The sequence below is a fragment of the Anaerocolumna chitinilytica genome (genome assembly GCF_014218355.1).
Lineage (GTDB): Bacteria > Bacillota > Clostridia > Lachnospirales > Lachnospiraceae > Anaerocolumna > Anaerocolumna chitinilytica.
Genome location: NZ_AP023368.1, coordinates 463,361 through 488,454, shown reverse-complemented (window position 1 = coordinate 488,454; position 25,094 = coordinate 463,361). Strand labels below are relative to the sequence as shown.

At 38.9% G+C, this 25,094-nt stretch carries 23 protein-coding genes; 2 read left to right on the top strand and 21 right to left on the bottom strand.

From position 1 onward, the window contains the following. Nucleotides 1-54: 54 nt before the first annotated feature. Nucleotides 55-1,260 (top strand): nucleotidyltransferase domain-containing protein, encoded by a 1,206-nt coding sequence (locus bsdcttw_RS02180; protein WP_185257818.1) that lies wholly within the window; start codon nt 55-57, stop codon nt 1,258-1,260. Here bsdcttw_RS02180 and bsdcttw_RS02175 read toward each other — a convergent pair. The 17 genes from bsdcttw_RS02175 to bsdcttw_RS02095 all read right to left on the bottom strand — a co-directional run bounded on the left by bsdcttw_RS02175 (nt 1,238) and on the right by bsdcttw_RS02095 (nt 17,424). Continuing rightward, nucleotides 1,238-2,974, bottom strand: a complete 1,737-nt coding sequence (locus tag bsdcttw_RS02175; protein WP_185257817.1) for an ABC transporter ATP-binding protein — start codon at nt 2,972-2,974, stop codon at nt 1,238-1,240. The genes bsdcttw_RS02180 and bsdcttw_RS02175 overlap by 23 nt on opposite strands. A gap of 46 nt (nt 2,975-3,020) precedes the next feature. Further along, nucleotides 3,021-3,494: a S24/S26 family peptidase gene (locus tag bsdcttw_RS02170; protein ID WP_185257816.1), complete on the bottom strand. Its 474-nt coding sequence runs from the start codon at nt 3,492-3,494 to the stop codon at nt 3,021-3,023. Beyond that, nucleotides 3,482-4,333: a hypothetical protein gene (locus bsdcttw_RS02165; RefSeq protein ID WP_185257815.1), complete on the bottom strand. Its 852-nt coding sequence runs from the start codon at nt 4,331-4,333 to the stop codon at nt 3,482-3,484. Before bsdcttw_RS02165 ends, bsdcttw_RS02170 begins: the two co-directional genes overlap by 13 nt. A gap of 219 nt (nt 4,334-4,552) precedes the next feature. After that, complete coding sequence (locus tag bsdcttw_RS02160) at nt 4,553-5,638, bottom strand: radical SAM protein (RefSeq protein WP_185257814.1); 1,086 nt, start codon at nt 5,636-5,638, stop codon at nt 4,553-4,555. Beyond that, nucleotides 5,592-5,909 (bottom strand): PqqD family protein, encoded by a 318-nt coding sequence (locus bsdcttw_RS02155; protein ID WP_185257813.1) that lies wholly within the window; start codon nt 5,907-5,909, stop codon nt 5,592-5,594. The genes bsdcttw_RS02160 and bsdcttw_RS02155 overlap by 47 nt, the downstream gene beginning before the upstream one ends. 12 nt (nt 5,910-5,921) lie before the next feature. Next, nucleotides 5,922-6,557 (bottom strand): YveK family protein, encoded by a 636-nt coding sequence (locus tag bsdcttw_RS02150; protein ID WP_185257812.1) that lies wholly within the window; start codon nt 6,555-6,557, stop codon nt 5,922-5,924. A gap of 8 nt (nt 6,558-6,565) precedes the next feature. Next, nucleotides 6,566-7,144 carry a VanZ family protein gene (locus tag bsdcttw_RS02145; RefSeq protein WP_185257811.1) on the bottom strand — a complete coding sequence of 193 codons (579 nt, stop codon included), beginning with the start codon at nt 7,142-7,144 and terminating at the stop codon, nt 6,566-6,568. Beyond that, the gene (locus tag bsdcttw_RS02140; protein WP_185257810.1) at nt 7,128-7,853 is read right to left on the bottom strand and encodes a CpsB/CapC family capsule biosynthesis tyrosine phosphatase; all 726 of its coding nucleotides are present in this window, start codon (nt 7,851-7,853) and stop codon (nt 7,128-7,130) included. The genes bsdcttw_RS02145 and bsdcttw_RS02140 overlap by 17 nt, the downstream gene beginning before the upstream one ends. Before the next feature lie 35 nt (nt 7,854-7,888). Further along, the gene (locus bsdcttw_RS02135) at nt 7,889-8,551 is read right to left on the bottom strand and encodes a hypothetical protein (RefSeq protein WP_185257809.1); all 663 of its coding nucleotides are present in this window, start codon (nt 8,549-8,551) and stop codon (nt 7,889-7,891) included. Between the two features lie 40 nt (nt 8,552-8,591). Further along, nucleotides 8,592-9,290 (bottom strand): CpsD/CapB family tyrosine-protein kinase, encoded by a 699-nt coding sequence (locus bsdcttw_RS02130; RefSeq protein WP_185257808.1) that lies wholly within the window; start codon nt 9,288-9,290, stop codon nt 8,592-8,594. Continuing rightward, complete coding sequence (locus bsdcttw_RS02125; protein WP_185257807.1) at nt 9,277-10,050, bottom strand: YveK family protein; 774 nt, start codon at nt 10,048-10,050, stop codon at nt 9,277-9,279. The genes bsdcttw_RS02130 and bsdcttw_RS02125 overlap by 14 nt, the downstream gene beginning before the upstream one ends. A 51-nt stretch (nt 10,051-10,101) precedes the next feature. Beyond that, nucleotides 10,102-10,848 (bottom strand): CpsB/CapC family capsule biosynthesis tyrosine phosphatase, encoded by a 747-nt coding sequence (locus bsdcttw_RS02120; protein ID WP_185257806.1) that lies wholly within the window; start codon nt 10,846-10,848, stop codon nt 10,102-10,104. A gap of 14 nt (nt 10,849-10,862) precedes the next feature. Continuing rightward, entirely contained in the window at nt 10,863-12,281 is a 1,419-nt protein-coding gene (locus bsdcttw_RS02115) for a sugar transferase (RefSeq protein WP_185257805.1), read from the bottom strand. Continuing rightward, nucleotides 12,250-12,930 (bottom strand): hypothetical protein, encoded by a 681-nt coding sequence (locus bsdcttw_RS02110; RefSeq protein ID WP_185257804.1) that lies wholly within the window; start codon nt 12,928-12,930, stop codon nt 12,250-12,252. Before bsdcttw_RS02110 ends, bsdcttw_RS02115 begins: the two co-directional genes overlap by 32 nt. A 371-nt stretch (nt 12,931-13,301) precedes the next feature. Further along, on the bottom strand, nt 13,302-15,446 hold the full coding sequence (locus tag bsdcttw_RS02105; protein ID WP_185257803.1) for a Tex family protein: 2,145 nt from the start codon (nt 15,444-15,446) through the stop codon (nt 13,302-13,304). Nucleotides 15,447-15,521: 75 nt separating this feature from the next. Further along, nucleotides 15,522-15,875 carry a GIY-YIG nuclease family protein gene (locus bsdcttw_RS02100; RefSeq protein WP_225903768.1) on the bottom strand — a complete coding sequence of 118 codons (354 nt, stop codon included), beginning with the start codon at nt 15,873-15,875 and terminating at the stop codon, nt 15,522-15,524. Between the two features lie 19 nt (nt 15,876-15,894). Beyond that, nucleotides 15,895-17,424, bottom strand: a complete 1,530-nt coding sequence (locus tag bsdcttw_RS02095; protein ID WP_185257802.1) for a methyl-accepting chemotaxis protein — start codon at nt 17,422-17,424, stop codon at nt 15,895-15,897. Nucleotides 17,425-17,896: 472 nt separating this feature from the next. On the opposite strand from bsdcttw_RS02095, the gene bsdcttw_RS02090 reads away from it, so the two are divergent. Next, entirely contained in the window at nt 17,897-18,826 is a 930-nt protein-coding gene (locus bsdcttw_RS02090; RefSeq protein ID WP_185257801.1) for a GNAT family N-acetyltransferase, read from the top strand. Between the two features lie 372 nt (nt 18,827-19,198). On the opposite strand, the gene bsdcttw_RS02085 is transcribed toward bsdcttw_RS02090, so the two are convergent. The 4 genes from bsdcttw_RS02085 to bsdcttw_RS02070 all read right to left on the bottom strand — a co-directional run bounded on the left by bsdcttw_RS02085 (nt 19,199) and on the right by bsdcttw_RS02070 (nt 25,047). Then, a complete protein-coding gene (locus tag bsdcttw_RS02085; protein ID WP_185257800.1) occupies nt 19,199-19,978 on the bottom strand; it encodes a nucleotide-binding protein in 780 nt (259 codons plus the stop codon). 625 nt (nt 19,979-20,603) lie between these two features. Continuing rightward, entirely contained in the window at nt 20,604-22,064 is a 1,461-nt protein-coding gene (locus bsdcttw_RS02080; protein ID WP_185257799.1) for a flippase, read from the bottom strand. Nucleotides 22,065-22,736: 672 nt separating this feature from the next. Next, complete coding sequence (locus tag bsdcttw_RS02075) at nt 22,737-23,978, bottom strand: O-antigen ligase family protein (RefSeq protein WP_185257798.1); 1,242 nt, start codon at nt 23,976-23,978, stop codon at nt 22,737-22,739. Beyond that, entirely contained in the window at nt 23,965-25,047 is a 1,083-nt protein-coding gene (locus bsdcttw_RS02070) for a glycosyltransferase family 4 protein (protein WP_207726479.1), read from the bottom strand. The genes bsdcttw_RS02075 and bsdcttw_RS02070 overlap by 14 nt, the downstream gene beginning before the upstream one ends. Nucleotides 25,048-25,094 lie beyond the last annotated feature (47 nt).

Sequence of the window (25,094 nt, the reverse complement as noted above, 5' to 3'; positions counted from 1 at the left end):
TATCTCTTCCATGGGTTATAATAATTGTAAATTATTTCTAGTTAAGGAGCTGTTATGCAAAAAAATTCAATGATCCTTATTAAACTTCTATCTGCTGCTATTTCAGGTAAGTCACCGGTATTGCCTGAGTCAGTCCCTGATTGGCCCGTTATTTACGAAGAAGCCCTTGCCCACCAAGTCCATACCTTACTATTTCCGGTAATAGAAAAACTCCCCGCAGAATTAAAGCCTGAACCTGCACTTCTCTCCTCCTGGAAGAATGATATGCTTCGGGAAGGAACATTCCAGATTCAGCATGTGGAACAGATGGTGAGAGTCTTTCAGTATTTTAAGGAACAAGAAATTCCTATGATTGCTTTAAAAGGATTAATCCTTCGTAATTATTACCCTGTAAAAGAACTTCGTATTATGGGTGATGCAGATGTTTTAATACGCTATGAAGACCTTAAAAGGGCTCATGCAGCTCTGGTTAAGCTGGGTTACAAAAAAGGCGAATTCAGTGAGCGTCATATTGTCTATACCCTTGAAGGCTTTCCCGATATTGAGCTGCATACCCTGTTGACGGAAAATTCCGATATGGAAAGCAAAGCTGATTTTACTTCTCATGTATGGGACAATACTAGCACCGAGCTGTTAGATACAACACCTGTATTAAGCCTGTCCGTGAAGGACCAGACTCTTCACCAAATCTTTCATATTGTTCACCATATTTGTTCCGGAGGTATCGGGCTACGGCAATTATGTGACTTTACGCTGTTTACAGCCTTTCACGCCAAGGATATTATCTGGGAAAATATCTTTTCGGAATTAGAACTCTATGGATATGATAAATTCACCCGAACCCTGCTTGCCATCTGCCAGGATTTATTTAGTTTGCCCCTTCCGGATGAACTGCTCCCGGTAGAAGAGGAGCAAGCTCTCTATTACCGGAACAAACTGACAGAAGACATCCTGGAGGCCGGCACCTTTGGAAAACGTACGGATGAAAGAGCCGCTTCCCGCAACATCCTCCGGTACATAAAGGGTGGGAAAAGAACAATGATCTTCAATCTAATAAGATTTTTATTTCCGATTCCCGCTCAGCTAAGATACCGGTATCGTTATGCCAAAAAGTATCCCTTTCTGCTTCCCATTGCCTGGGTACACCGGGGAGTATATAACCTAAGGCAGCTTTCTCTCCTTGCTTTTATCTGGAACAAAGAGAGCTCCACTGCTTATTCTGATAGAATTCAGCTCCTTACCTGGCTAGAGCTTCGCTAGACGGATAAAAAGAAACAAAACCGATACTTTCATTTAATTCCGCTAATATTTTAGCAGGCTCTCTTTCCTTTAAGGTTCCCTTTTCCAGTGTGAATACCCTATCGCAATAACGAAGAGCTGAGAGCCTGTGGGTTATGATAATACCGGTGCGTTTACCCTTCATTTCTCTGATATTACGAAGGATCGCCTTTTCCGTATCCATATCCAGGGCTGATGTTGCCTCGTCCAGAATCATCAAAGGGGCTTCCCGAAGGAAGGCTCTTGCTATTGAGATTCTTTGGGCCTGCCCTTCTGAAAGGCCAATTCCGTATTCACCGATTACCGTATTCCAACCTTCTTTCAGTTCCTTTACAAAGCCCCAGGCACAGGCTTCTTCCAGGGCTTCTTCTTTCTCCTTTTCCTCTGCATCCTTTCTGCCCATTGCCAGGTTCTCTTCAATGGTACCGGAAAAAAGGGTATTTCCCTGGGGCACATAGGTTATCAAATCCCTGATAGAAAACTGTTCCATATTATAGATGGTATTCTCTTTCTTAATGAGAATACTGCCCTTCTCAGGCTTTAGAAGCTGCATGATTAAATTGATTAAGGTGGTCTTGCCTTGCCCTGAAGCTCCGATTAGGCCGATTATTTCCCCTGCTTTAATAGAGAATGATACATCATGCAGTACAGGCTTGTCTGCTTCGTAGGAGAAGTTCAGGTTATCAATTATTAATTCATCAAAATCCTTCACACCAGGTTTGACGTCCATGTCTTCCGTGTGAAGTCTCTCCAGCTCCATTAACCGTTTGGAGGAACCGGCCGCCGATAGAAAGGTAGTGCCGATTAAAGCCAAATCTAAAAACGGTATCAGCATCTGGGCAATCAGCTGTATGTATGCGGTAAACGTACCTACACTGATGTTTTTTGAGAAAACAGAGGTCATTCCCCAGACAAATATAAGCAGGAAGCTGATGCCGATTCCAATCATGGTTACCGTGTTAATAACCGTGGTTGAGAAGGTGCGTTTTATCGCAAACCGCTTCTTTTCAGCCTGCATCTGTCGTAATTTTTCAGCACTGTCACGTTCCTTGCCAAAGGTTTTCACGATCAGCATATGGGATAAACATTCCTGTAAATATGCCCGGTATTTGCCGTCAGCCTCCTGGGTATCTTCATGGATAGACATGTACCGGGAACCGAAAATCCCAATAAACACTAAGGAAAGGGGTCCGCAAAGCAGTGTAAACAGGGCAATATTTCTATTAAGCTGTAAAAGTACCACAAAGGCTGCTGCCATACCTGTTAGCTGGGTTATTCCTTGAATGATACCGTCAATAATGCCGCTTACCGTTATCTGGGTATCCCCCATGACCCGCATATGAATGTCTCCGGTATGATATTTTGTGTATTCGTTCCAGCTTGCCCCGGTAAGATGCCGGTATATTTTTTCTCTTAAATTACCTGACATGTTTTCTTTGGTCCGCACGGATAAATCTGTTGAGATCCATTTAAAAATCACCTGCAGAAGCAGCGCAGCACCGAATAAACTTCCCGTTTTTATCACTTCCGTTATGTTCCTTAAGAGGGCCGAATCAATCAAATCTTTTGAAACATATGCCATATATACTTTTACAAAAGATAAAATACATCCCATCAGAATGAGAAGTATCAGACTTCGTATATATGGTTTTGTTTTAGCCCCCATCCACTTTAGTATTTGAATTTTCTGAATCATATGCCTGCTCCTTCGATACGCAATGCTGCTTAAACAGAAGTGACAATTACTTTAATACTGCCAGACGGCAGTTTCTTACCTTATGATAACCCTTCATTATGATTTTCCGAAAGGGGATAACCAGTGTCCAAAGTAAGGACAATATTCTGATAAACCAGCCATCTACAGCCAGTTCTCTATCCCCTCGATAAATCACTTCTGCTTTCGCCAGTATCTGGCTGCTGTAGATGGGGCCCTCCTTACTCTTTTGTGCGTCTCCCAGCAAGTAGAGGGCCTGCTTTCCTTTCCGTATTACTCTGTGGAGCACATAGTCGCCCTCCTTTCTTTTTACAAGTATAATATCTCCGATTTTTACACTTTCCATGGAAGTCCTATAGAGTACCACACTATCTTTTTTATCACGCAAAAAAGGGTACATACTATTTCCTGTTACGGTAATACGCACCCCTTTGCCTTCTTTTATCAGATTCTTTATGACAGGCATTATGCTGTCGGATTTCACTTCCTTTAATTCAGACATTGGCATAATAACTCCACCGCTTCTCTGTCAGGCCTGCATTTTAAGAGATATACCGGCGTGACAGATACTATCTTTTCCAGATTCTTAAGTGCTCTTCCCATATTTTCTTCATTGTTATAGGGCAGAAAGCTTCTAGGCATCAGTCTTTTTACAGCCTCATCCTCTGAAAGCCTTTCTATGATATTCTCTTTATTCTGCTGCAATAAAACAATAGCTGCTAAGGTAGCTGATCTATTGGTGTATTTTTTACTGGAACCATTCCACATAGTTCCAAAGACATAAGAACTCCCCTCAATAACCCTTATAGCCGGACGGTCATCATTTATCAGTTCTGCTTTTTTATATTTCCTCCAAAGCCCTGACTGGGTGGATTTACCCGTTCCGGAAGGACCGGAAAAGATGATTCCCTTGTTCTCACAGGCAATAGCAGAACCATGTATTACCAATCCGTCATGGAATAAAATCCTATTTCGAAAGGCTACTTCTCCAATGGAGTTCAGAAAGGTATTAGCAGGTTTCCTCTCCTTAATATTCGAAGTTACCTTTACCTCTTTCCAATCTGAACTTGCAAATACCTGGTGTACTACCTTTCCTATATTATTATCGTAGACATACAGCCTATTGGCAGTCTCTTCCCTGTCTCCTTTTGACCATTTCATCGTTTCATCAAAAGATATATAATCTGCCGGTAATTCCAGGTCCTTTGCCTTTCTGTATGAGATACTCATCCCTGCAGTCTGCTCTTTCGTTTCAAAGACTCTCATTTTCTTATTGGTACGATTAATATTGTCAGCCTCCAAAGCAATCACAATATCCGCAATCTTTACTGTACTTTTCATATGTCCCCCTGAATGAAATGCGATGAAGTTTTAACACTTCGAGCCCATATCTACGACGACTTCCTTACAGAAACGTCTGTGAAGTAGGAGCCAGGTTATAATGTTTGCTAGGGCACTGGGTTTTTTATAACAACCGGTACAGCACGCCAAACGTTCTTCTGGTCTTAATTCCACTATCTCAATTGCCGGTTTTACATAATCCTTCATACATTCTCTCCTTTATATTTGAATTTTTAATCTTTCTCTTGTTAACTCACACAGATAGGGAGCGGGTTCTTCAAAGCTTCCCGTTTCACTTAACAACCTGCCAGGGCAAGCACTGCAATTCTCCTGTAAGGAGCATTTCTCACAGGTCTTACAGGTAGGCACTTCCAGACATTTATCAGCCAAGTCCTTCCAGGCTTTTTGAAACCCCTGAGATAATGGCTCTGAATAGGGAATACTTAGAGTGGGGCAGGGTACCATCCTGCCGTCCCAGGTAATAAAGAAGGAATTCTTTCCGCTATTACAAGGAAAAGGTCCTTGGCTTTCGAAGGACTTAAAGCAGTCTAAGGCCTCATAAAAACTTTCCTTATCCTCATAGAAATCCTCTGTTCGGTATCCTGGCTCCGTCCTGCTATTATAATCATCCATTCTCTTTAAAAGCTGTGCCTGCTGGGAGGGCTCCAATCTTCCTGTATCCCTGTTGTTTATTTCTCTCCCCGGTGATATGTAATCCACAATATTTAATTTTAGCTCCAGTCCTTCAGCTATCTCCATCATCTGTTCCAGATCGGCAAGATTTTCCTGAATTATGGTACTCCTTATCTGAACCTCAATACCGGCGTCTTTTAACAGTCTGATTCCTTCTAAGGTCTTGTAAAACCCGTTTGCATTTCCGCATACCCTTTTATAAGTCTCAGGAGATGCTCCGTATAGCGTAATATCTATCTGGGAAGGCGGTCTTTTCGCCAACCAGTTTATTACTTTCTCGTTGATAAGGGAACCATTGCTGTATAAACTCACAATAAAACCCATCTGCGTTATTTCTTCATATATTTCACGAAAATCTTCCCGATAAAAGATTTCCCCTCCTGTTAACAGCAAAAAGAGCATTCCGGCATCATATGCCTCCTTTGCAAGCTGAATCCAGCTTTTCGCACTCAGTTCCTTTTCTTTTAGTGCGCTATGGCTTAACCCAGAACAGGTATAACACATACGGCAGCCAAAATTACACCTAGTGGTCAGCTCAAACTGGCCCATAAAAGGCAGCTGCTGCTTAAACGAATCCATTGTCAGCTGCGCACTTAACTGCCCCCAATCCATTGCCATCCTCCATCAATCCTCTCTCTGAAATTTTATTTAGGAAGATTTCAATGTCTTCCCTTGCTGTCTCCCTTTCCACCAAATAATTCTCACATAGAATTCCAACTAATTCTTCTATTGATTTTATGCCCTTTTCAAGCCTCGCCCAAAGCAGGGCCCCGCTTTCGTTAAGACTCATAAGCCCGTTAAAATCAATCACCCTCTGTCCGATAGGTACTACAACAAAAGAGCCCGCTATTTCCCGGAGCAAAAATCCTTCCTTTATTTTCATGTCTAATCCTCCCTACTTTCGTTTTTGTATATCCCATCGTGGCAATACGGCCAGAATCGGTAAATGAAGCAGTTCTGCGATTTCATCTGCCTTCTGTATTTTACTGCTGCGAAAATATTTGATAGAAATAATTACAATGCAAACGGCGGCACCGATAAGAAAACTTCTAAGAAAACTGCCTGCGTACTCTTTTGGCAAAGGGTAGGCCTCTCCGGTGTCTTCTACAACTCTCAGGTTAAAGATAGTTCCATAGTCAGCCTTTGCAGTTTTTAGAAAAGCCCGGACTAGAGTCACCGCCTGCTTCGGATCATAATCGCTTACTTCCATCTCCATTACTCTGGAATCTCCTACAATCGAGATAAAAAACGCACTGTCCAATTCCTCCGGCGTCATATCTACTCCTGCCTCATAGATTACCTGTTCTAAAATCGGCCTGCTGGTAATTAATCTGGTAAAATCATTGCTGACCTGCATTCCGGATTGAATTTTAATCGCTGCCTGGTATTCCTCCGGCACAAGATAATAGTAAGCGGTGCAAACCAGAACTCCAAAAGTGATTCCACTAAGTAGTATCCAAAGAATCCGCTTTTTTAAATAGGCGAATAACTCTATTATATTTTCTTTCAGATCATTGCTGCTCTTATTCATATAGCTCCTTATCCTGAACGTAACAGAAGGCTGTCTGTTAATTTTATTAACTGATTCCCAATAATATATCCAATAATACAACCAAATGCATTTAAAATTACATCGTCGGTCTGCAGGTATCCTCTGCCGGTGATAAATTGAACCATTTCGATAAAAACACTGAGTATAATGCCGCTCCTGAAACACTTTCCAAGTTTGTTAGCCGTAAAGGGGAGAAGGCGGTACAAGAACCCAAAAGGGATAAATAGCAAAATATTTTCCGCTGCATATACATTCCCTGCTGCCCGTACTGACATCGTAGCGAAAGGCATTAAGTCCACTCTGGTCCTGGATCCGGTTGGTCTTGATAATACTGTCAGATAGAAAGCAAATGCCAGGTAAAAAAACAGCAGATATAATAGAAACTGACTGCTTTTTCGAAACACCTCCGTACTTTTTCTCTTCTTTCGATAGAGCAGCAGGTAGGTGGTATCAAAGGTTACAAGGGCTAATAAAGCGGGGAGTATAGAGGATATCAGGTAAGTGGCAGCGGCAACATGAAGGTCTGTAAAAATGGGATAAAAAAGCTCATTAAATATATTGGTCATTGAGCAGTTTCCTTGCATTATTCATAAACAGTTCGGCCGCATATTTTTCACCATACCGCTTACGTGTCATTGTCAGGCATTTCTCTAGCTTTGGCGGTCTTGAACTCTCATTATGGCTATCTGTGGCAATAAAGTGTAATAGCCCACTCTTTAAGATACTTTTTGTGACCTTTTTGGCTTCCCTGCCATTCTCCCCCAGGATACTCATGGCATTGGACTGTAAATAGGCTCCCATAGCAACCAGATCTTCTAACATCCTAATCTCTTTATTTAGATTATAATAACGTTCCACATGGGCTATTATTGGTTTAAAGCCGCTCATTACAAGGTTCTGAAGGCTGCTTTTCAGATACCGGTATTCACAGGAGGGGGTGAACTCTACCAGTACATAGCTTGTGCCGGCAAGAGTCGGAATCTCACCTGTTTCAAGGCCGTGTACCGTATCCTGACTATAATAGATCTCACTCCCAAAATAGAGCTTCAAGTCAGGAAGTTCCTGTTCTGATTTCTCCTGCAGCTTAGAAAAAGCTGCACTTAATTGCCGGTATCTGCTCTCATTTTTCTTGTAAGACACATGTGGTGTTGCTATCATAGAACGAACACCTTCCCTATATGCCAATGCCAGCATACGAAGCGCTGTTTCGGTACTTTCAGCACCGTCATCCACTTTCGGAATTATATGACTATGTATATCGATATATCCTTCCATGGCTCCTCCTTTGGATAAGAGAGCTGTTTTCAGGGTCAGGGTTTTACCTTTAGAACCAGTGTGGCTCCTTCGGATTTATTATCATCGCTATCCCTGGTAGTAATTAACAGGACATAGGTTCCGCTTTTGGCAGTGTCATAATCTCCTGTTACGGTAATATTCTGAAGTAACGTCTGTATGGAATCCTTATCATCTTTTATATCTTTTATATACTTTTCAGGATGAAAATCCTCTCCTGTCTTTAACTCTGCTTCCGTCGTTGTTAAACTTATCACCGGAATTTTATCTTCTGCCTTCTCTTGCTGCTGATTCAACTCTTGCTGTTCATCAGCTGTTTTTAAAGTGGCTGCTTCTGTCTTACTATTATTTGCCGTACTTGCTTCAAAGGGAATTACAATATCAAGCACTCCCACATTGTTGCTGGTGTCCTTGGCAAGATAAGTAATCTTCGCAGCTTCTTTATCCGGCATGGTTACAATATCTCCTATCATAATGGAAGATGTTACATCACCGTCGACATCATCCTCCGCCTTTATGCCGTTTAGAAGCAAATTCTCGTCTTCTCCGTCCTTATAGACCAGATTCTGGTTCTCCTGCATTATTACAGGAGCCGTTTTATCTTCTCCTATTACAATATAAATCAAGGCACAAAAGAGCATTGCAGTTACTATTCCGGCCAGTATTATAAATTTTTTCATAGGTTCTCCCGTTGGTTCATGATTATTTTAGTAATCTGCCTTACACATCCGCAGCATAGGACGTTCCATAATACTGTTTATACTTTTTGCCATAATATCTTGCCTGGTGCTTGGTCTCTACTTTGTTCAGCACAGCCCCTAACACACGGCAGTTGCTCTTTTCTAATTGTTTCATTATTTTCTGAACAAATTTATAACTATTGGCATCGGCCTGTATTACCACCACCGCACCATCACAGCTCTCTGCTACGTTGGCACCGTCAATTACCAGCCCTAAAGGCGGTGTGTCGATGATGATATAGTCATAAACTTCCCGCTCTCTTTGAAGCAATTCCTTAAAATATTTATTACTCAGCAAATCGGAAGGATTGGGCGGCATGGGCCCGGTAAAAATAATATCAAGTCCCGTAATATTGGTTCCATAGGTTATCTCTTCCGAGGTATTCATCCCAGACAGAAATTGGGATAAACCTAGCACGGACTGATTTATTTTCAGCCTTTTTATCAATACCGACTTCCTTAAATCTGCATCAATAAACAAGACTTTTTTTCCGGTTTCTGCAAGAGAAGCCGCCAGACGAACCGATACGGTGGATTTTCCTTCTCCCGGTGTACAGCTGGTGATACAGATGGTCTGAATGTCTTTACCGCAGAACTGGATATTCGTTCTTAAGGTGTTATAGGCTTCATAGCTTCTAAAATCCAGGCTTGCTTCCAGCTCAATATTAACTGACTGCATTTTTAAGTCCTCCTTTGTAACCTTTTTTATATGCCCGCTTTAATTGTGCTCTTACTCTTCTGGTATTCAGGATATCCTCTTCCAGCGGAATCTCTGCCAGTGGAACTAATCCTAAGAACCGCTCAATATCTTCATTTGTCTTTATATGATCATTGCTAAGATACAGGAAGATAATTAACGCCATCGCTGCTCCAAGCCCTAAGATTCCTCCATACATGGTGTTCTTTTTAAACTTGTTATCAGTTGGAGAGGTTGGAATTCGTCCTCTCTCAACAACATTCACTTTCTCAATATCCATTACACTTATCATCTGCTCTGCAGAAACATCAGCCAGCTTATCCGCCAGTTTCTTCGCCATAAACGGATCCTTGTTCTTAACTGTTATCTCAAGAATTCTCGTTTCTTCCGGTATGTTAATGGATATTTCACTTATCAGCTCCTCCTGGCTGACCGAAAGGTTTAAATCATGTATCACTTTTTCTAAGATCGGCCTGCTGGTAACCAGTATCTCAAAATCCTTTATCAGCAAGCTTCCGGCTGATAAATCCGTGCTGGTTATGGTCTTATCCGGATCCTGACGGTTAATAACATATAGTTTTGTAGTGGAGGAATAAACCGGTGTTTCCAGTAATTTCGTTGCTATGCCTCCAAGCAGTGCACAAATAATCGCAGCGTAAAATAGTATCCAGATTTTATCTAACAACGCATAGATTATTTCCTTGACATTAATTTCAATCTCTTCTGTTTTTTCCAGTTCCATGAATGTCCTCGCTTTCTGAATCTACTGTAAAAATAATTTACTGCAGGAATATTAAACATAGCGAAATAACTGTCGTTCAATCTTCTCATTTAATAGCAGCTTTCCGGTATTCTCAAGAAGGTTATTCTTCCTTTCTTCCCCATAGTACCGGCTTATAAAGGAAAGTCCCCCTTTTAATCCCGGCGACTTTTGTGCATCTGAGCTGTAACCTGTACCCAGCAGGTGAACCATATCATACTCCATCAGCCGCCTTGCAAATCTGACATTGGGATTAAGTACACTCCCGGTTAAGCTCCTGCTATTCATCTGCATATACACTCCAAGATTGATCAGAGCTGCGATATTATCATAATTCTCGTACAGGCAGCGATAGCTCTCCACCTGTGCCAGTACGGGATAATACCCTTGAATTAAGAGACTATGAAGCCCCGACTTCATAAAGGAATACTCCTCATCCTCTAAAAATTTAACCAGGCAATACCTGGTTCCGGCTAAAGTCCTGGCCATTCCCTTGCGCAGATGCTGTGCAATATCCTGGCTGTAAAATATTTCATTGCCAAGCTCCACCTGAAATTCTGAATCAATCTCTTTGGCTGCCTTTTGAACCTGGTGCAGCTTCTCCTCAAGCTCCGAACTTCGGGAGTTGATACAGCCCGCACCGTAATGTGGAGTTGCTATAATATATGTAATACCTTCTTCATGTGCATTGGTTAACATCCTTCTTGTCTGGTCCATACTGACAGACCCGTTATCCACTGCCGGAAGTATGTGGCAGTGAATGTCTATAAGCCTTTCCAAGCTATTTCCTCCTGCTATCTTGATCCTCTTGCGAATAGTACCACATAGATGGTCTTTAGAATTATCTTTATATCCATACGAAGAGACCAGTTATCTATATATTTTAAATCCAGATTCACGACATCCTCAAAATCCCTGATATCACTTCTGCCGCTTACCTGCCACAGCCCGGTCAGCCCGCAGTTTAGAGCAAGTCTTCTTTTATGCCTCCCTTCATAATGGAGAAATTCTTCCTCCGTAGGGGGTCTTGTTCCCACCAGGCTCATGTCCCCTTTTAATACATTAAAGAACTGGGGGAACTCATCAAGACTGGTTTTTCTAAGAAAATTTCCCACTTTTGTTACGCGGGGATCATTGGTTATCTTAAACATCTGACCTGAAACTTCATTCTGTGCTAAAAGTCCGGCCTTTTTCTCTTCGGCCTCTGCACACATGGAACGGAACTTATATATTTTGAATCTTCTTCCGTTCTTACCAACCCGTGTCTGGGAGAACAATACCGGCCCCGGTGACTCAAGCACTATAGCAGGTGCAATGAAAATTCCCAGAAGAAGAGTTAAGATACAGCCAACCAGGCCGCCTAAAATATCCATAATTCTTTTAATATGTAAATGGTATTCATTAAAGACCTTATTGCTAAAGGTCAATACATGATATCCGCTCATATTCTGTATTGTCTGCTCGGAAAGTCTAAGACCAAAGGTATGTATGCTTAGACTTACATCAACGCCCATGTTCTGAAACTGTTCAATAATATCTTCCAGGTTGACGGTTTCTGCATAATCACTTGGAAGATGAATAAGCACTCCATCCAGAACTTCTTTCCTTGCGACTTCAAACATATTGCTTTCATTGGCCTTAACCGGCACTCCGTGAACCCGCTTTCCCACCATATCCGTATCCACAATTGTCAGATAAGTAACCACATACTCCCAGGTATTCTCACTGTTAATACGGCTTAACATATCTGTCGCCTGGACGGAGGTTGTGACAATCATAATCTTACTGTTTGACATGCTCTTTTTATACACACCTAAAAGCAACCATTTAAAATACAGGCGGGAAGTATAAGTAATCAGCACATTCAGCAGAATAAACAGAAGAAAAAACAACCTGGAAAAGGCTGCTCCCTCCTGGGTTAAAAACAAAAATGCGGTAATGGATAAAGACAGGGCCAGATTTAATTTACAGACATTGGCCAGTTCATCAAAAAAACCTCTCTTGGAAAATCCTTTATAGGGATTTACAGCAATAAAAATTCCGCTGTAAAGAAGAATCGTAAAAATTAGTGCCCAATCGAAAGTATTATAGTACCAATATCTGGTTACCATACTGTAACGGATACAGGCTGCCAGTACATAGGATATTACAATACAGATACAATCCACTAATAACAGGTACCTACCGGGCATATTCTTCTTTATGAAAGCCATTGTATTTCACATCCTTTATCATAATTCGTGATTTTCTCGACAGGATATAGCAGACTACCTGAAGGATTCCCACAATTGCAATCACCAATAGTAATATTCCGGAGTTAATATTCTTTTTATAGGAACCCTCATCTGCCAGAGTTAGGTTCCCGGATTTATCGGATAAGCTGATTAATTCTCCCGCCGGATTAAAGCCTGCTGCCAGGCCGCATACAGAAAAGATATCTTTGGTAAGACCTATGGCGATCTCTTTACTGTCTGTAGAGAGTTCGCTTACCTTTGTTTTCTTTTCCATCTGAAGCAGATAATTCACTTCCTTCATCCTGGAATCCACCTGTTCCAAGGTATTCGCGCTCAAGTTCACCTGATTCATGCCAAGGTATTGAACTAAAAAACTCTCATACTCCGATTTCCCTTCGCCTAGATCCTCCTTCCCCGGCATTCCAACAAAACGAATATTTTCAGTCAGTGTATTTAAGATATTGCTTTCCTGTTGGTTCAGCCTTCCATTCAGACTTTTATTCGTGCTAACAGTTTCGACTGTTTGACTCAGACTTTTTGCATTCGCTTCTCTTAAGGGCTCTCCCGCAAAGATCAGCAATGCCAGAACACATAGAATAGGTATTATTAGATTTTTTAGCCTTTTCAATAGATCTCCTCCTCTCTTTCGCTTCCTATAAAATAAGTAAATATTTACCAGCTCCTAAGATTATAAAACACACTTTTTCATAGCACAAGTTGGAAAGTTGATTTCCCTCTATCTTTTCATCGCAGTATTTTCCAATAAAGTTTCACAAGAACAGGCATTTTACAGCAACCTCTTTTCCTTTCTGAATTTCAGCCCTTTCTGTCATTTGATGGTGACAAAGAAAAGCAGCCCTGTTACTTTTCCGACTTATAAAGTCTTTCAAATAACAGGGCTGCTGCTTATTTTGTTGATGTATGCTATAAAACTTATTATCTTGGCTTTTACTTACCTTTTATTAGTTATTCTGCCTGTGTTTCTTGTGAAGGCTTATCTTAAAGTTTCATGGTAAGCTGTATACGCTTCTTTCCTAAGTCTACTTTCATAACCTTCACATCCACAATATCTCCGACGCTGACTACCTCCAGGGGATGCTTAATAAATTTCTTACTGTTAAGCTCTGAGATATGCACAAGGCCGTCCTGATGAACGCCGATATCGACAAAGGCTCCAAAGTCAATTACATTGCGCACCGTGCCTTTTAATATCATACCTTCTGTCAGGTCCTTCATCTCAAGGACATCTGTTCTTAAGATAGGCTTTGGCATCTCCTCCCTGGGATCTCTGCCGGGCTTTTCAAGCTCCTTGATAATATCGATTAAGGTAATCTCTCCTACGGATAGTTCTGCTGCCATGGCTTTCTTATCCTTTACCATTTTGGACAGGCCGGATAGCTTCCCTCCACGGATATCGGAAGCTGCGAAGTTTAACTTCTCCAGCAGTTTATTGGCAGCTTCATAGGATTCCGGATGCACGCTGGTACTATCCAACGGATTATTCCCCTCCAGGATACGAAGGAAACCGGCACACTGCTCATAAGCTTTCGGACCTAACTTAGCAACTTTAAGCAATTGCTTACGGTCTGTAAAGGGACCATTCTCTTCTCTGTGGGAGACGATATTTTTCGCAATGGTCTTTGTGATACCGGAGATATATTCTAAGAGGGAGGCAGAGGCGGTGTTTAGGTCTACTCCGACTTTATTTACGCAATCTTCTACCACTCCTGTTAAAGCATCTGAGAGCTTCTTTTGGTTCATATCATGCTGGTATTGTCCTACTCCGATTGCTTTCGGATCAATCTTAACAAGTTCTGCCAGAGGGTCCTGAAGCCTTCTTGCTATAGATACCGCACTTCTTTGTCCTACGTCAAAGTTCGGGAATTCTTCCGTAGCTAACTTACTGGCAGAATATACGGAAGCACCTGCCTCATTCACAATAATGTATTGTACTTTTCCGTGGTATTCCTTTAACATATCCGCTATAATCAGCTCGGATTCCCTGGAAGCGGTACCGTTTCCTACAGATATCAGAGTAATTCCATACTTCTGAATTAATTTCTTAACGGTAGCTTTCGCTTCCTCCACCTTATTCTGAGGGGCTGTGGGATATACCACTACCGTATCCAGTGCCTTTCCCGTAGCATCTACCACCGCAAGCTTACAGCCGGTACGAAAAGCCGGGTCCCAGCCAAGGACCACCTGTCCCACAATAGGAGGCTGCATTAAGAGCTGTTCTAAGTTCTTACCGAATACCTTGATGGCTCCGTCTTCTGCCTTTTCCGTCAGGTCATTCCGGATTTCACGTTCGATTGCAGGTGCAATCAGACGGCTGTAGCTGTCTGCAACCACCTTCTTCAGTATCTCTGTGGTATGTGGATTATCTCTGACAATCACTTTTGTCTCAAGATAAAGCAATATCTTATCCTCCGGTGCTTGTAGCTTAACGGTAAGGAATTTTTCATTTTCTCCGCGGTTCAGGGCAAGTACCCTGTGTCCGGCAAGCTTAGTCAGCTTCTCATCAAAGCTGTAGTACATCTCATAAACACTTTCCTGCTTCTCATCCTTTGCAACAGAGATAATAGCCCCTTCCTCAAAAGTAACTTTACGGATATGAATACGGTAATCTGCTTCATCGGAAATATTTTCAGCGATGATATCCATCGCTCCTGCTATGGCTTCTTCTATTGTATTAACTTCCCTTTCTGGATCCAGAAAGTTTTCCGCTTCTTTTTCGATGGGTTTGTCCGTCATCTGAAGGAGTATAATATTCGCTAAGGGTTCAAGACCTTTTTCCTTGGCAATGGTTGCTCTGGTCCTTCTCTTCGGACGGTAAGGGCGGTAAAGATCTTCTACCACTACAAGAGTAGCGGCGGCAAGAATCTGAGCCTTCAGCTCCTCTGTTAACTTTCCCTGCTCTTCAATACTTGCTAAAACACTTGCTTTCTTTTCTTCAAGATTACGCAGGTATAGCAGACGCTCATGGAGATTACGCAATACTTCATCATTTAAAGAGCCGGTAACCTCTTTGCGGTATCTGGCGATAAAGGGAATTGTGTTTCCTTCATCTATTAATTTCACAGTGGCTTCTACCTGATCATTGCGTATGGCAAGCTCACTGGCTAGCTGCTTGATAATATCCATTGATGTAGTACTCCTTTGGTTTGATTACTCATATAAACATAGCTATTATAAATCAATAACAGCTGCGAAAGCAAGCTATTTGCTGTAGGCCGTCAGTCCCTCTTCCTTCAGTTTTTCTTCCCACAGCATCTTCATCAGTAACAATTCCTGATCATAATAACTATCCTCTGCATCCTCTTTGTATTCCAGATGCTCTGCAATTTCAACAGAGAACTTGTCTTTTCCGAGGGCTTTCCATTCCTTCTGAAGTTCTCTGACAGGGTGGTTCCCGGTCTCAAGCTTAAAGGCAGCCCCGTTCATATGTCCTTTTAGGTTCTTGGTGGTCTCCAAGTGATACTTTTTCGTTTCCTCACAGCGAATCAGGTACATCCCCATATCCGGTTTTAAATCTTTATACTGACTTTTTAATTCTTTTCTTCTATCCATCATTGTCACCTGCTTATTCACATTATTTTCTGCTCTTTGTTACCACCGAAAGAAGCTCTTCCGAGGTCATATCAATAACCTCCACACCGGCAGCAACTTCTCTCATAGATACCATTTGTTCTTCTGAAGCCTTTAAGATTCCTTCTAAACGGTCCATACTTTCTACCGTGTGTTTATTAATACCCTCTACTGCTCTATGAATTCTATCACCGCTGCCGGCTACGGTTTCTGACAGATCCGCAATACCAACCGCCATTTCATTCATCTTCTCAATGGAAGCAGTAACATCATTTGAGGATTGATTTGCTTTAATAACCAACTCTAATCCATTCTCAACAAGCTTTGCATTGTAATCCATGGATTTCACGGCTTCCATGGTATCACCTACTACCTTTTGAATAAGAAGTGCGATATTATCGGCTGCTTGCTGGGACTGCTCTGCAAGGCCTCTGATTTCCGAAGCAACTACTGCAAAGCCTTTGCCCTGTTCCCCTGCCCGTGCTGATTCAATGGAAGCATTCAAGGAGAGAAGATTGGTATTGGCAGCAATATTTTTAATAATCTGGGCAATATCTCCGATCTCATTGGATTGTTCACCAAGTCTTAGAATAATATCACGGCTCTTTGTGGTAGCCTCATGAATACTTTGAATACTCTTAGCAGCTGCTTTCATATTAAGGGTGTTTTCTTCCGTCAGACCTTTGGCTTCTCTGGAGACGCTGGAGATCTTCTGGTTATTGTCCGCTATTGTCCGTAAGTCCGTTGCCACTGCTGCCATAACAGAGCCGGTCTCCTTCACATAATGAATGGTCTGTCTGGAATCATCCACAATATTCTTTGCCATATCCTTAATCTGTTCATTATTCATAATCGCATGACCGGTAACCTCTGATAATTCCTTTACAGAACTGTTCAGGGTATTCGTCACCTCATGGGATTTATCGGTCAGTGCAACAATCTGCTCCAGGGCTTTCTGCTGGTCCGTAGCACTTACCATACTGGTAAGGAGACCTTTGGTCCTGCCGGACAGATTAATAAAGATGGTAGCCAGAGCTAACAGCTCAATACTTCTTGGTGCAACACCATAAAGGACTACTTCATAAAGCCCGGTCAAATTATGGTCACTTACTCCTCCTGCATACAAAGCCCCCACCTGGCTGCCAGAAAAAAGCAGCAGCGAAACAATTACCGCAAACCAGCTTAAAGGTCTGGAGAAATACAAACTTGCAATTGCAATGGGATAGACGAACAATAGTACAACATGCCAGGAGAGAAGCAGGGAAAGCACTGCGACCATCAGAATACAGCAAGCTACAATTACATACTTCACATAAACATCATTACGCTTTAATACCCGCACCAGAAAAGTCGGTACCAGCATCAGAAGGGCTGCCGTTCCCATCGCCACTGTCATGGGGCCTTGGGGTGCAATAAAAATTCTTAATACATTCAGAACATAAACCAACGCAAGAAACAAAATCGTAATCAGTGTAATCTGTGCTGCAAGCCTATTGGCTTCCCGTTCATTTCTCTCCATAATATTACCGCCCATACATTGTTCTCCCATTTTATGCTATATATGCACATTTTTGAGAACATTATAGCAACTACCTAATAGGAAGTCAAAGAAAACGTCAGAAAAAAAATTGTGACGAAAATATCAAAAATCTTGTCACACTTATTGTCACATAGTGAAAATATTGCACTTTACGATTATAATAGTAATTGGAAAAAGCGAAATCTTAAGTTGGGTTCAATATTCCTGGTACCTCCTACTGTTAGAATACAACTCGTGTTCTATAAAATTCCAGGTATTAACCCTTCCTTATATACTAAAACTTAAGAAGATCAGAGGGTGTTCCAGAGTCTGCATGGACTTTGGGATACCCTCTGTTTCTGCATTTAAGCGTAGGGTAGTTCTACTATAATTATTCTAGCCTTTGACGAAGAGGTGGAAAGGTATATAATTGTATGTAAAGAAATTACAAGGCAAGGTTATGGCTTGTCTGGTTAGGAGTGTAAGAGTGAACGATAATATGAAGAACGGTTATATACTTATGAAGGAATATCTGACGGAAAAGGATTGTGCAGAGCTTGCTGCACTGGAAGGCGTTGTTAAAAAGGAAGGTATCAACCTAAAATTAGAATTGGACTATAAGAAGAATCTCTTAGATAATAAGAATACTGCCAATACAAATCCATGCTGTATGAAAGAATATTTGTATTATTCTGATGAGAAGCCGGTCTCCTACCTTGGTATCTGCAGCTTTGGGGGCAATATCTATGAACTAAATGGTATGACACATCCGGATTACAGAGGTATAGGTCTCTTTCATGGACTCTATGACCATGCTCTGGCAGAATGTAAACGCTTCGGGAAAGATAAGCTCCTGCTGCTAACAGACGGGAAATCAGAATCCGGTATTCGCTTTATCGAATCGGTTGGAGGGGACTATGCCTTCTCAGAGCATAGGATGATACTACCAGTTTCAGAATATGTCTCAACTGGCAGCAATGCAGATGTTTCGCAAGTTACCTTACGTGAGGCGGCTACTGAGGATGTGGCTTTGATTCACCGCCTGGATAGAATATTGTATGCGGATGAGGTGGAACAGGAAGAGGAGGAAACTGCCGCAGATGGTGCACGCAGTGAAGACCCTACTCTTTTGGTTAATACTTATCTCATTGAACTAACAGGAGAATGTGTTGGTAAGATACGTATTGATTTCTCAGAAACGGAAGGCTTTATATATGGATTTGGTATTCTTCCTGAGTATAGAGGAAAGGGTTATGGGAAGGTAGCTTTAAGGGAAGCACTTCGGATTATATTTGATCAGGGGATGCCTGTGGCTGCACTTGATGTTGAGGCTAAGAATGACAGGGCACTTAGTATCTATACGGGTTGCGGGTTTAGGGCGGTTTCGGAGATGAGGTATTATGAGGTTAGGGTGTGAGGTAAGGTTGTAAGGCAGGACTGACTACCGGTGACTTGGTTACTGCTTATAGATGGAATCTGTACCTATTAAATAATATTTATATCTCAAGGACTATTTTTCTTTCCACTTTTAATGTGCATTCCTAACTAAAGAATGATGGTCTTTCTATATATAAAACCATGTATCAGAGAACATAAATACGGCAAGAGAAGTCATCTGGAACTTTTTCCACATAATTGTGACATTATACAGAGCAAAAACACAACATTCAAGAAGAGTAAGAAATGGTCTACTTATTGGTAGGAAGTACTTTGTTACCCCATTCACATACAACTGATAATTTTGAGGGCCATTTAACTTACTTTCATAAAATATTATAGTACCATAAGTTTAATCATTACGGCGTTTCATTATAAATTTATCATTAACCAATTTCGAGAAATGATTAACATAAAGGGAGCCACCCACCAGTATTTTCCTGTTGCCACTCATACTGATTACCACTGTTCCACACATTGCTGGCCATTGTTCGGGTAATGTTTTATATACAGCAATAATCTCATTATTATAATAAAATCCGTTATATTCAAAAAGGTAACTCAATTCTTTTCCATTTTTTGATTGTTTTAAATTTACTTTCATTTTAAAGTTTTGCTTCTCATTATAAATTACGGCTACCCCATCAGGATTTGTGTCATCGGTATTATGGTAATAAAACAAATCCCAAGTGCCCTCAATCCACATCATTACATTATTCATCAGGGATTCATACCAATCCTTAATCTCTCGTTGAGCCCTTAGCCTTTTTGAATAATCAATTAGTGTTATTCCATTAAAGTCCGAAGCAATTTTTATTTCTCCCTTCTTAATTATTATCGTTTTTTTAATTCCATGTTTCCCACAGAATAATCCAAATTCAAATAATACGTTATCTCTCGGCTGAATTGTATCTTGGCCTCTATACCATACTCTATCGTCGGCAGTAAGTATAAAAATTGCTGCATCAACCTGTTCATTAATCCTACATAGGGCTTCAAGAGTATATTCACCAGGTTTAAACGTAGTCGGAGCATCCCATTTGATTACTTCACAACATAAATCTTCAAGATATAATGCAATATCATCCATTACCTCTGTAGCTTCCTTCGAACTACCAATAAATAATTTCATCTCATTATCCTCCTTAAAATCACTTAAACAAATGGGTTCCGTTATTAATAATTTACTACTCAATAATAACATTTCAACTATAAAAAATATTGCTTATTAACTTAAACCAATAGAACTAATTAGTTAATAATCAATTGGTATTGTGTAATAGTATAAACTCACTAAATTCAAATGACTGCTATGCTTCCAGAAGTTAGCCTTCTAGCGACTTTCCGAATGACATGGGGGAAATTTCCTTCATATTTTAATGTATAGGCTTGTGTCTGACCTTGTGATAGTTTAATTGTTTATTGTTTTTAAACATTTCAGAGGCTTTCCACATCTAGTTCTCCGATATAGCAAAGGCCTGATGGCTTTTTCATCAACAATAGTCGTAATTCGATTCCCTTAACTGCTTTGCAATAGTCCTTGCCGGAGAGCTATATCTGAATATTATTTCAAAAAACTGATTCATGAAGCCTTGAAACAGCGAATTACAGTTCATTACAACTACGATTATCGTTACAATTGACTTATCCTTTGAATAAGTCAGTGGATAATCCCCTGATATACATTATGAAAATTTATAGCACTCCTAACCCATATATATTTCTTCTAGTTAAGAATATATGCGTAGTTTACTTTCTTATTTTTTGTAAAACAATTGTATTATATATTTTTGAAGTAATTCATCACCCAGAGTAATCATCACGGTCATATATATTCCAAAGAACAAACAACATGTTACAACCATCTCAACCAATGAATTACCAATCGAAACATATTTAGTAAACAAAATCAAGCACACAATCCCAGTAGCATTTGCCGTTAAAAACTTCATATACGGCAAATGCAAAATGATAGTTCTGACTTCACTTCTCACATAATATATTTGGATACATGCAATAATAGCTTCAGCAAAAACTGTAGCTATTGCGGCTCCTGCAGCACCAAATCGAGGGATTAATACTATATTAAGTGCAAAATTTATAATTGCCCCACAAACGGTAGAATACATCGTATATTTTTCTTTTCCCATAGGTGTTAAAATCTGTGAACATGCAACATTCCCTATACCTAAAGGAATAATTGTAATAGTTATAATTTGCATACATAGGGTAGCTGATATGTATGCCTCTCCACCAAGTATGTCAACCACGGTAGGTGCCATCACAACAAAGTATATTGTAACTGGAATTGCTATCAAAGTTACAAAATGTAATGATTTCTCTATATAGGATTTGAATTTTTCTCGTTGACCATTATTTATACAATACACTATTCTTGGAAGTAAGACTGGTCCCAATGCTGATATTGTTGTTGCCAACACCATCTTAATTTTTGTAGACAACGCATAGAAAGCAACTTGCTCATCACCAGAAAAAAAACCCAGCATGACTGTATCCATACTAGTATATATTGATATTGATACGGATAATGCAAAAAAAGTAAAAATAGGTTTCAGATGCTTCCTAAATTTATATTTTCCAATGTATAGTCGATGTTCCAGAAAGTTTCTACAATTAATTAAATTTAAAATATATGATCCACCTGCACTAATAACAATAAGTATGGCATATTTAATGTAATCTTCTGGTTTATGAATAAGCCAAAACATTAAAACAATAGATATAATTTTAAATACTAAGTTACGTATTGTGATATATTGATATTGCTCAATTGCTTGATAAAGCCATTCCATTCCAATTGCATTTAATAAAATAGATACTGAATTTATTAACATTAACGTGCTATTTTCTTGAAATTTCAAAATCCCTATAATGCTAAACCCTAATGCAAGATAAGACAATATAACAGCAACGCCATTAATTACAAGTAATTCCTGAACTGTTTTTGTTAATTCTGCCTTATCATCTCTACATTTAGCACATACACGTATTCCATAAGTAGGAATTCCTAACTGTGCAAACATTGAAAAATATGTTATAACAGAACTAGCAAAAGCAATTTTACCATTACCAACAGCACCAAGAGTTCTTGTTATGTATGGTAATGTTATAAGTGGAAAAATAAAAGAAGACATTTTGAGAATAATATTCATGGCAAAATTATACTTTACACTTTTTATTTTTATGTCTTTATTCATTTTAATTTATTCCATTTCCCTTTATATTATCGATTTTTAAGGCTTATCTTTATATAATAACATCTATAACTAAAGCTAAAAAATGCAGAATAGTCATTGCGTCTTACACTGAATAGCCAAAATTAATATTTCTTCTGCTCTGCTATAACCGCATTCTCTAAACTTAGCATTATGCCAATTCTGTTATATTCCTTCGCTACCAAGTGTATTAAAATACACTGAAAATTATGTTTTAATAAATATTTGCAAGACAAATGCACCATCAATCTTACCATAAGCATCCTTATGCTCTGAAAAATATCCCTCAGCATTCGATGAAGTCTATTAAGTAAACAAATTCTATCCTCAATCAGCTGTTCTCTGAACTTTGGCAACTTAAGAAAATCTGTATATAGTTTATCTGTAAAGTATTGCATTTCCAAATTACTATCCATCCTTTACAAGGTTTTAGATAAGTTTTAGACTTAGTGTCATTCTTAATCTAGCTATTATCCTCAAGTCCTTTATCTGCTTCACATCATGTGGATTTAAACCTAACACTGATTTTATTGGATTTCATGTATGAAGCAAAGCAGATTCCTACTAGCTTTTGCTAAACGAAATACAAACTTACTATGTTCTCTACTTCTTGGATCAATTGCACTCCCCATAACCTTTAGTTGCTATAATCTATTACTTCTGTATTTCTTTGCTGTGTATCCTTGCATTATCATCTCCAATAAAAATCATGATTAAAAATACCAAAACAAGAACTGGATAATTAAATCCTTCAAAAAAGAATAGACAAACACTATTTCCAATCAGACACAGTGAAACAGCTATTCCTTCTTTATCCTCTTTGTTTGCTCTAACAAATCTTTTGACATTAATTAAAATAATATTTATGATGAATAACAATCCTATAATTCCCGTTTCGAATATAAGCGTAATATATTGATTATCAACGGCAGAATCCCACGTAAAAGTACCGAATTTATGAATAGGATTATTCTTCATAAAAAGTAATCCATAATTTTTACCATTTCCAAAAATAAATGAAAAAATATTTTCCTTCCAATAATCCACAGCGTTTAGAATAATCTCTATTCTTACTATATGGCCTTCACCAGCCTCAAATGATCCATTTAATCTATTGTATATAAAACTCCATATAACAAAGAATAGATTATGATTAAATATCCTTGTCCCAGTCACAATAAGCCCGATGAATACACACGTATAAATCAAATATTTTTTATTTATTTTATTCTTATGAAATCGAACAAAATATGCTAGCAAAGATATAGCAGTCGCCAACCAAGCACTTCTTGACTGCGTTAAGACAATTGCAACTAGTATAATTGAGACCAATATTATTTGATAAGAATATTTTTTTAACGGATAAACAATAATAAGTATAAGAGTAATTACAAGAAAGCAACCACATATAATAGGATGATTAAAAATCGAAACAACACGAGCTGTTGTACTTCCCAGTTGTTTGCCTAAAAAGTTTGCAATAAAATGTACTCCTGTGATTGCTTCTGGCAAGCATAAAAGACTAATAACAATACCAATATTTCTAAAAAACAATAGTACATCTTTCTTATTAATTTTTTGAATCACAATTTTCACACTAATATAGATTAATAAATACTGAAGAAGCAGATTTATTGTATAATTCAAATCATAATTTTTATTTATATTAAAAAGCGTGACTGCTAGCAGATACAAACCATAATATATTACATACTTTTCATTTTTCCCTACAAGCAAAACGAACTTCTGACCACAAAAAAATATAGGAATAATAATCAAAATTATTGGCATATTATGAAGTGGTCCATTTTGAAGAAGTAGAATTAACACGATAGTTCCCAGAAAAATATTTGTCATTAATTTATTATTAACTATACTGCTATTAATCTCTTTCATTATCCACTATCTCCACTGTTCTTAAATAATCATTTAGAATGTTCATTGCATTATCCCATGAAAAAGACTTGACAGATTCTATACCTTTTCTTGCTATCTTTAATCTTAATTCTTGATTATAAACTAGCTCTATAACTTTTTTTGCTAATAAAACTGAATCACCAACTGGTGATAAGAGGCAATTTATTCCATCAACTGCATATTCTATTACGCCGTTATAATCAGTACTGACCAATGCAGCCCCACATGCCATAGCCTCTAATCCTGTAAGACCAAATCCTTCTTCAATTGTTGAACATAAAAAGATAGAAATTTTATTGTAAATATTCACCGTTTCATTCTGTGATGCGTTAAGAGTGAAATCAAACCATTCTGGCAAATCAAAATCTGGAACTGTTGTTCCAAACATATAAACCTTAAGATTTGGAAGTTCTTTTTTCACTTGTAGTAACGCTTCATATGCATACTTAAAACCCTTACATTTCGCTTTATGGTAAAGCACTCCAACAGAGAAACTTTCTCTCTTATCTATTGGTGTAAGCTCTTTATATACATTTAAATCTATTGGATTTTGAAGTAATAAAGCAGGTTTTTTACCATATTTATCAACAATATCTTTCATCCAACTTGATACTACAATATTGTCCATTCCCATTGCATATGTTCTAATAAGCTCGGTTTCCGAGCATATCCACTTTTCATAGCCCTGTATAAAATAAGCTTTACGAGCTTTATTAAATTTTTGATTTGAAAACATTACTGTATCAACACCCGTCGCAATCACCAAGTCATAAGAATTAATCTCTTTATAATTTTTTTTTTCTAAACTATTGTACTTTTTAACTTTTTTATCAAGAATAAACCACCTAGGCTCAATTCTAGTGAATATTTCAACAGCAACATATCTAATAATATATGGTAATTTATATTTCTTTAAGGCATTTTCATTCAAAAAAAGAATCCCAATATCATGCCCCTCTTTTTTCAATCTATTAGCATACTCATAAACCATTTTATAACCACCAATAGGTTTCTTTAACATTTGTGGTAGTACAAAACATATCTTCATATTACTATTCTCCATTAATTTCAACTCAAATATAGATATATATCAAA

Excerpts from the sequence above, each read along its gene's own strand:
- bsdcttw_RS02180 (WP_185257818.1), top strand. The coding sequence starts at position 55 with ATGCAAAAAAATTCAATGATCCTTATTAAACTTCTATCTGCTGCTATT.
- bsdcttw_RS02175 (WP_185257817.1), bottom strand. The coding sequence starts at position 2,974 with ATGATTCAGAAAATTCAAATACTAAAGTGGATGGGGGCTAAAACAAAA.
- bsdcttw_RS02170 (WP_185257816.1), bottom strand. The coding sequence starts at position 3,494 with ATGTCTGAATTAAAGGAAGTGAAATCCGACAGCATAATGCCTGTCATA.
- bsdcttw_RS02165 (WP_185257815.1), bottom strand. The coding sequence starts at position 4,333 with ATGAAAAGTACAGTAAAGATTGCGGATATTGTGATTGCTTTGGAGGCT.
- bsdcttw_RS02160 (WP_185257814.1), bottom strand. The coding sequence starts at position 5,638 with ATGGATTGGGGGCAGTTAAGTGCGCAGCTGACAATGGATTCGTTTAAG.
- bsdcttw_RS02155 (WP_185257813.1), bottom strand. The coding sequence starts at position 5,909 with ATGAAAATAAAGGAAGGATTTTTGCTCCGGGAAATAGCGGGCTCTTTT.
- bsdcttw_RS02150 (WP_185257812.1), bottom strand. The coding sequence starts at position 6,557 with ATGAATAAGAGCAGCAATGATCTGAAAGAAAATATAATAGAGTTATTC.
- bsdcttw_RS02145 (WP_185257811.1), bottom strand. The coding sequence starts at position 7,144 with ATGACCAATATATTTAATGAGCTTTTTTATCCCATTTTTACAGACCTT.
- bsdcttw_RS02140 (WP_185257810.1), bottom strand. The coding sequence starts at position 7,853 with ATGGAAGGATATATCGATATACATAGTCATATAATTCCGAAAGTGGAT.
- bsdcttw_RS02135 (WP_185257809.1), bottom strand. The coding sequence starts at position 8,551 with ATGAAAAAATTTATAATACTGGCCGGAATAGTAACTGCAATGCTCTTT.
- bsdcttw_RS02130 (WP_185257808.1), bottom strand. The coding sequence starts at position 9,290 with ATGCAGTCAGTTAATATTGAGCTGGAAGCAAGCCTGGATTTTAGAAGC.
- bsdcttw_RS02125 (WP_185257807.1), bottom strand. The coding sequence starts at position 10,050 with ATGGAACTGGAAAAAACAGAAGAGATTGAAATTAATGTCAAGGAAATA.
- bsdcttw_RS02115 (WP_185257805.1), bottom strand. The coding sequence starts at position 12,281 with ATGGCTTTCATAAAGAAGAATATGCCCGGTAGGTACCTGTTATTAGTG.
- bsdcttw_RS02105 (WP_185257803.1), bottom strand. The coding sequence starts at position 15,446 with ATGGATATTATCAAGCAGCTAGCCAGTGAGCTTGCCATACGCAATGAT.
- bsdcttw_RS02100 (WP_225903768.1), bottom strand. The coding sequence starts at position 15,875 with ATGATGGATAGAAGAAAAGAATTAAAAAGTCAGTATAAAGATTTAAAA.
- bsdcttw_RS02095 (WP_185257802.1), bottom strand. The coding sequence starts at position 17,424 with ATGGGCGGTAATATTATGGAGAGAAATGAACGGGAAGCCAATAGGCTT.
- bsdcttw_RS02085 (WP_185257800.1), bottom strand. The coding sequence starts at position 19,978 with ATGAAATTATTTATTGGTAGTTCGAAGGAAGCTACAGAGGTAATGGAT.
- bsdcttw_RS02080 (WP_185257799.1), bottom strand. The coding sequence starts at position 22,064 with ATGAATAAAGACATAAAAATAAAAAGTGTAAAGTATAATTTTGCCATG.
- bsdcttw_RS02075 (WP_185257798.1), bottom strand. The coding sequence starts at position 23,978 with ATGAAAGAGATTAATAGCAGTATAGTTAATAATAAATTAATGACAAAT.
- bsdcttw_RS02070 (WP_207726479.1), bottom strand. The coding sequence starts at position 25,047 with ATGAAGATATGTTTTGTACTACCACAAATGTTAAAGAAACCTATTGGT.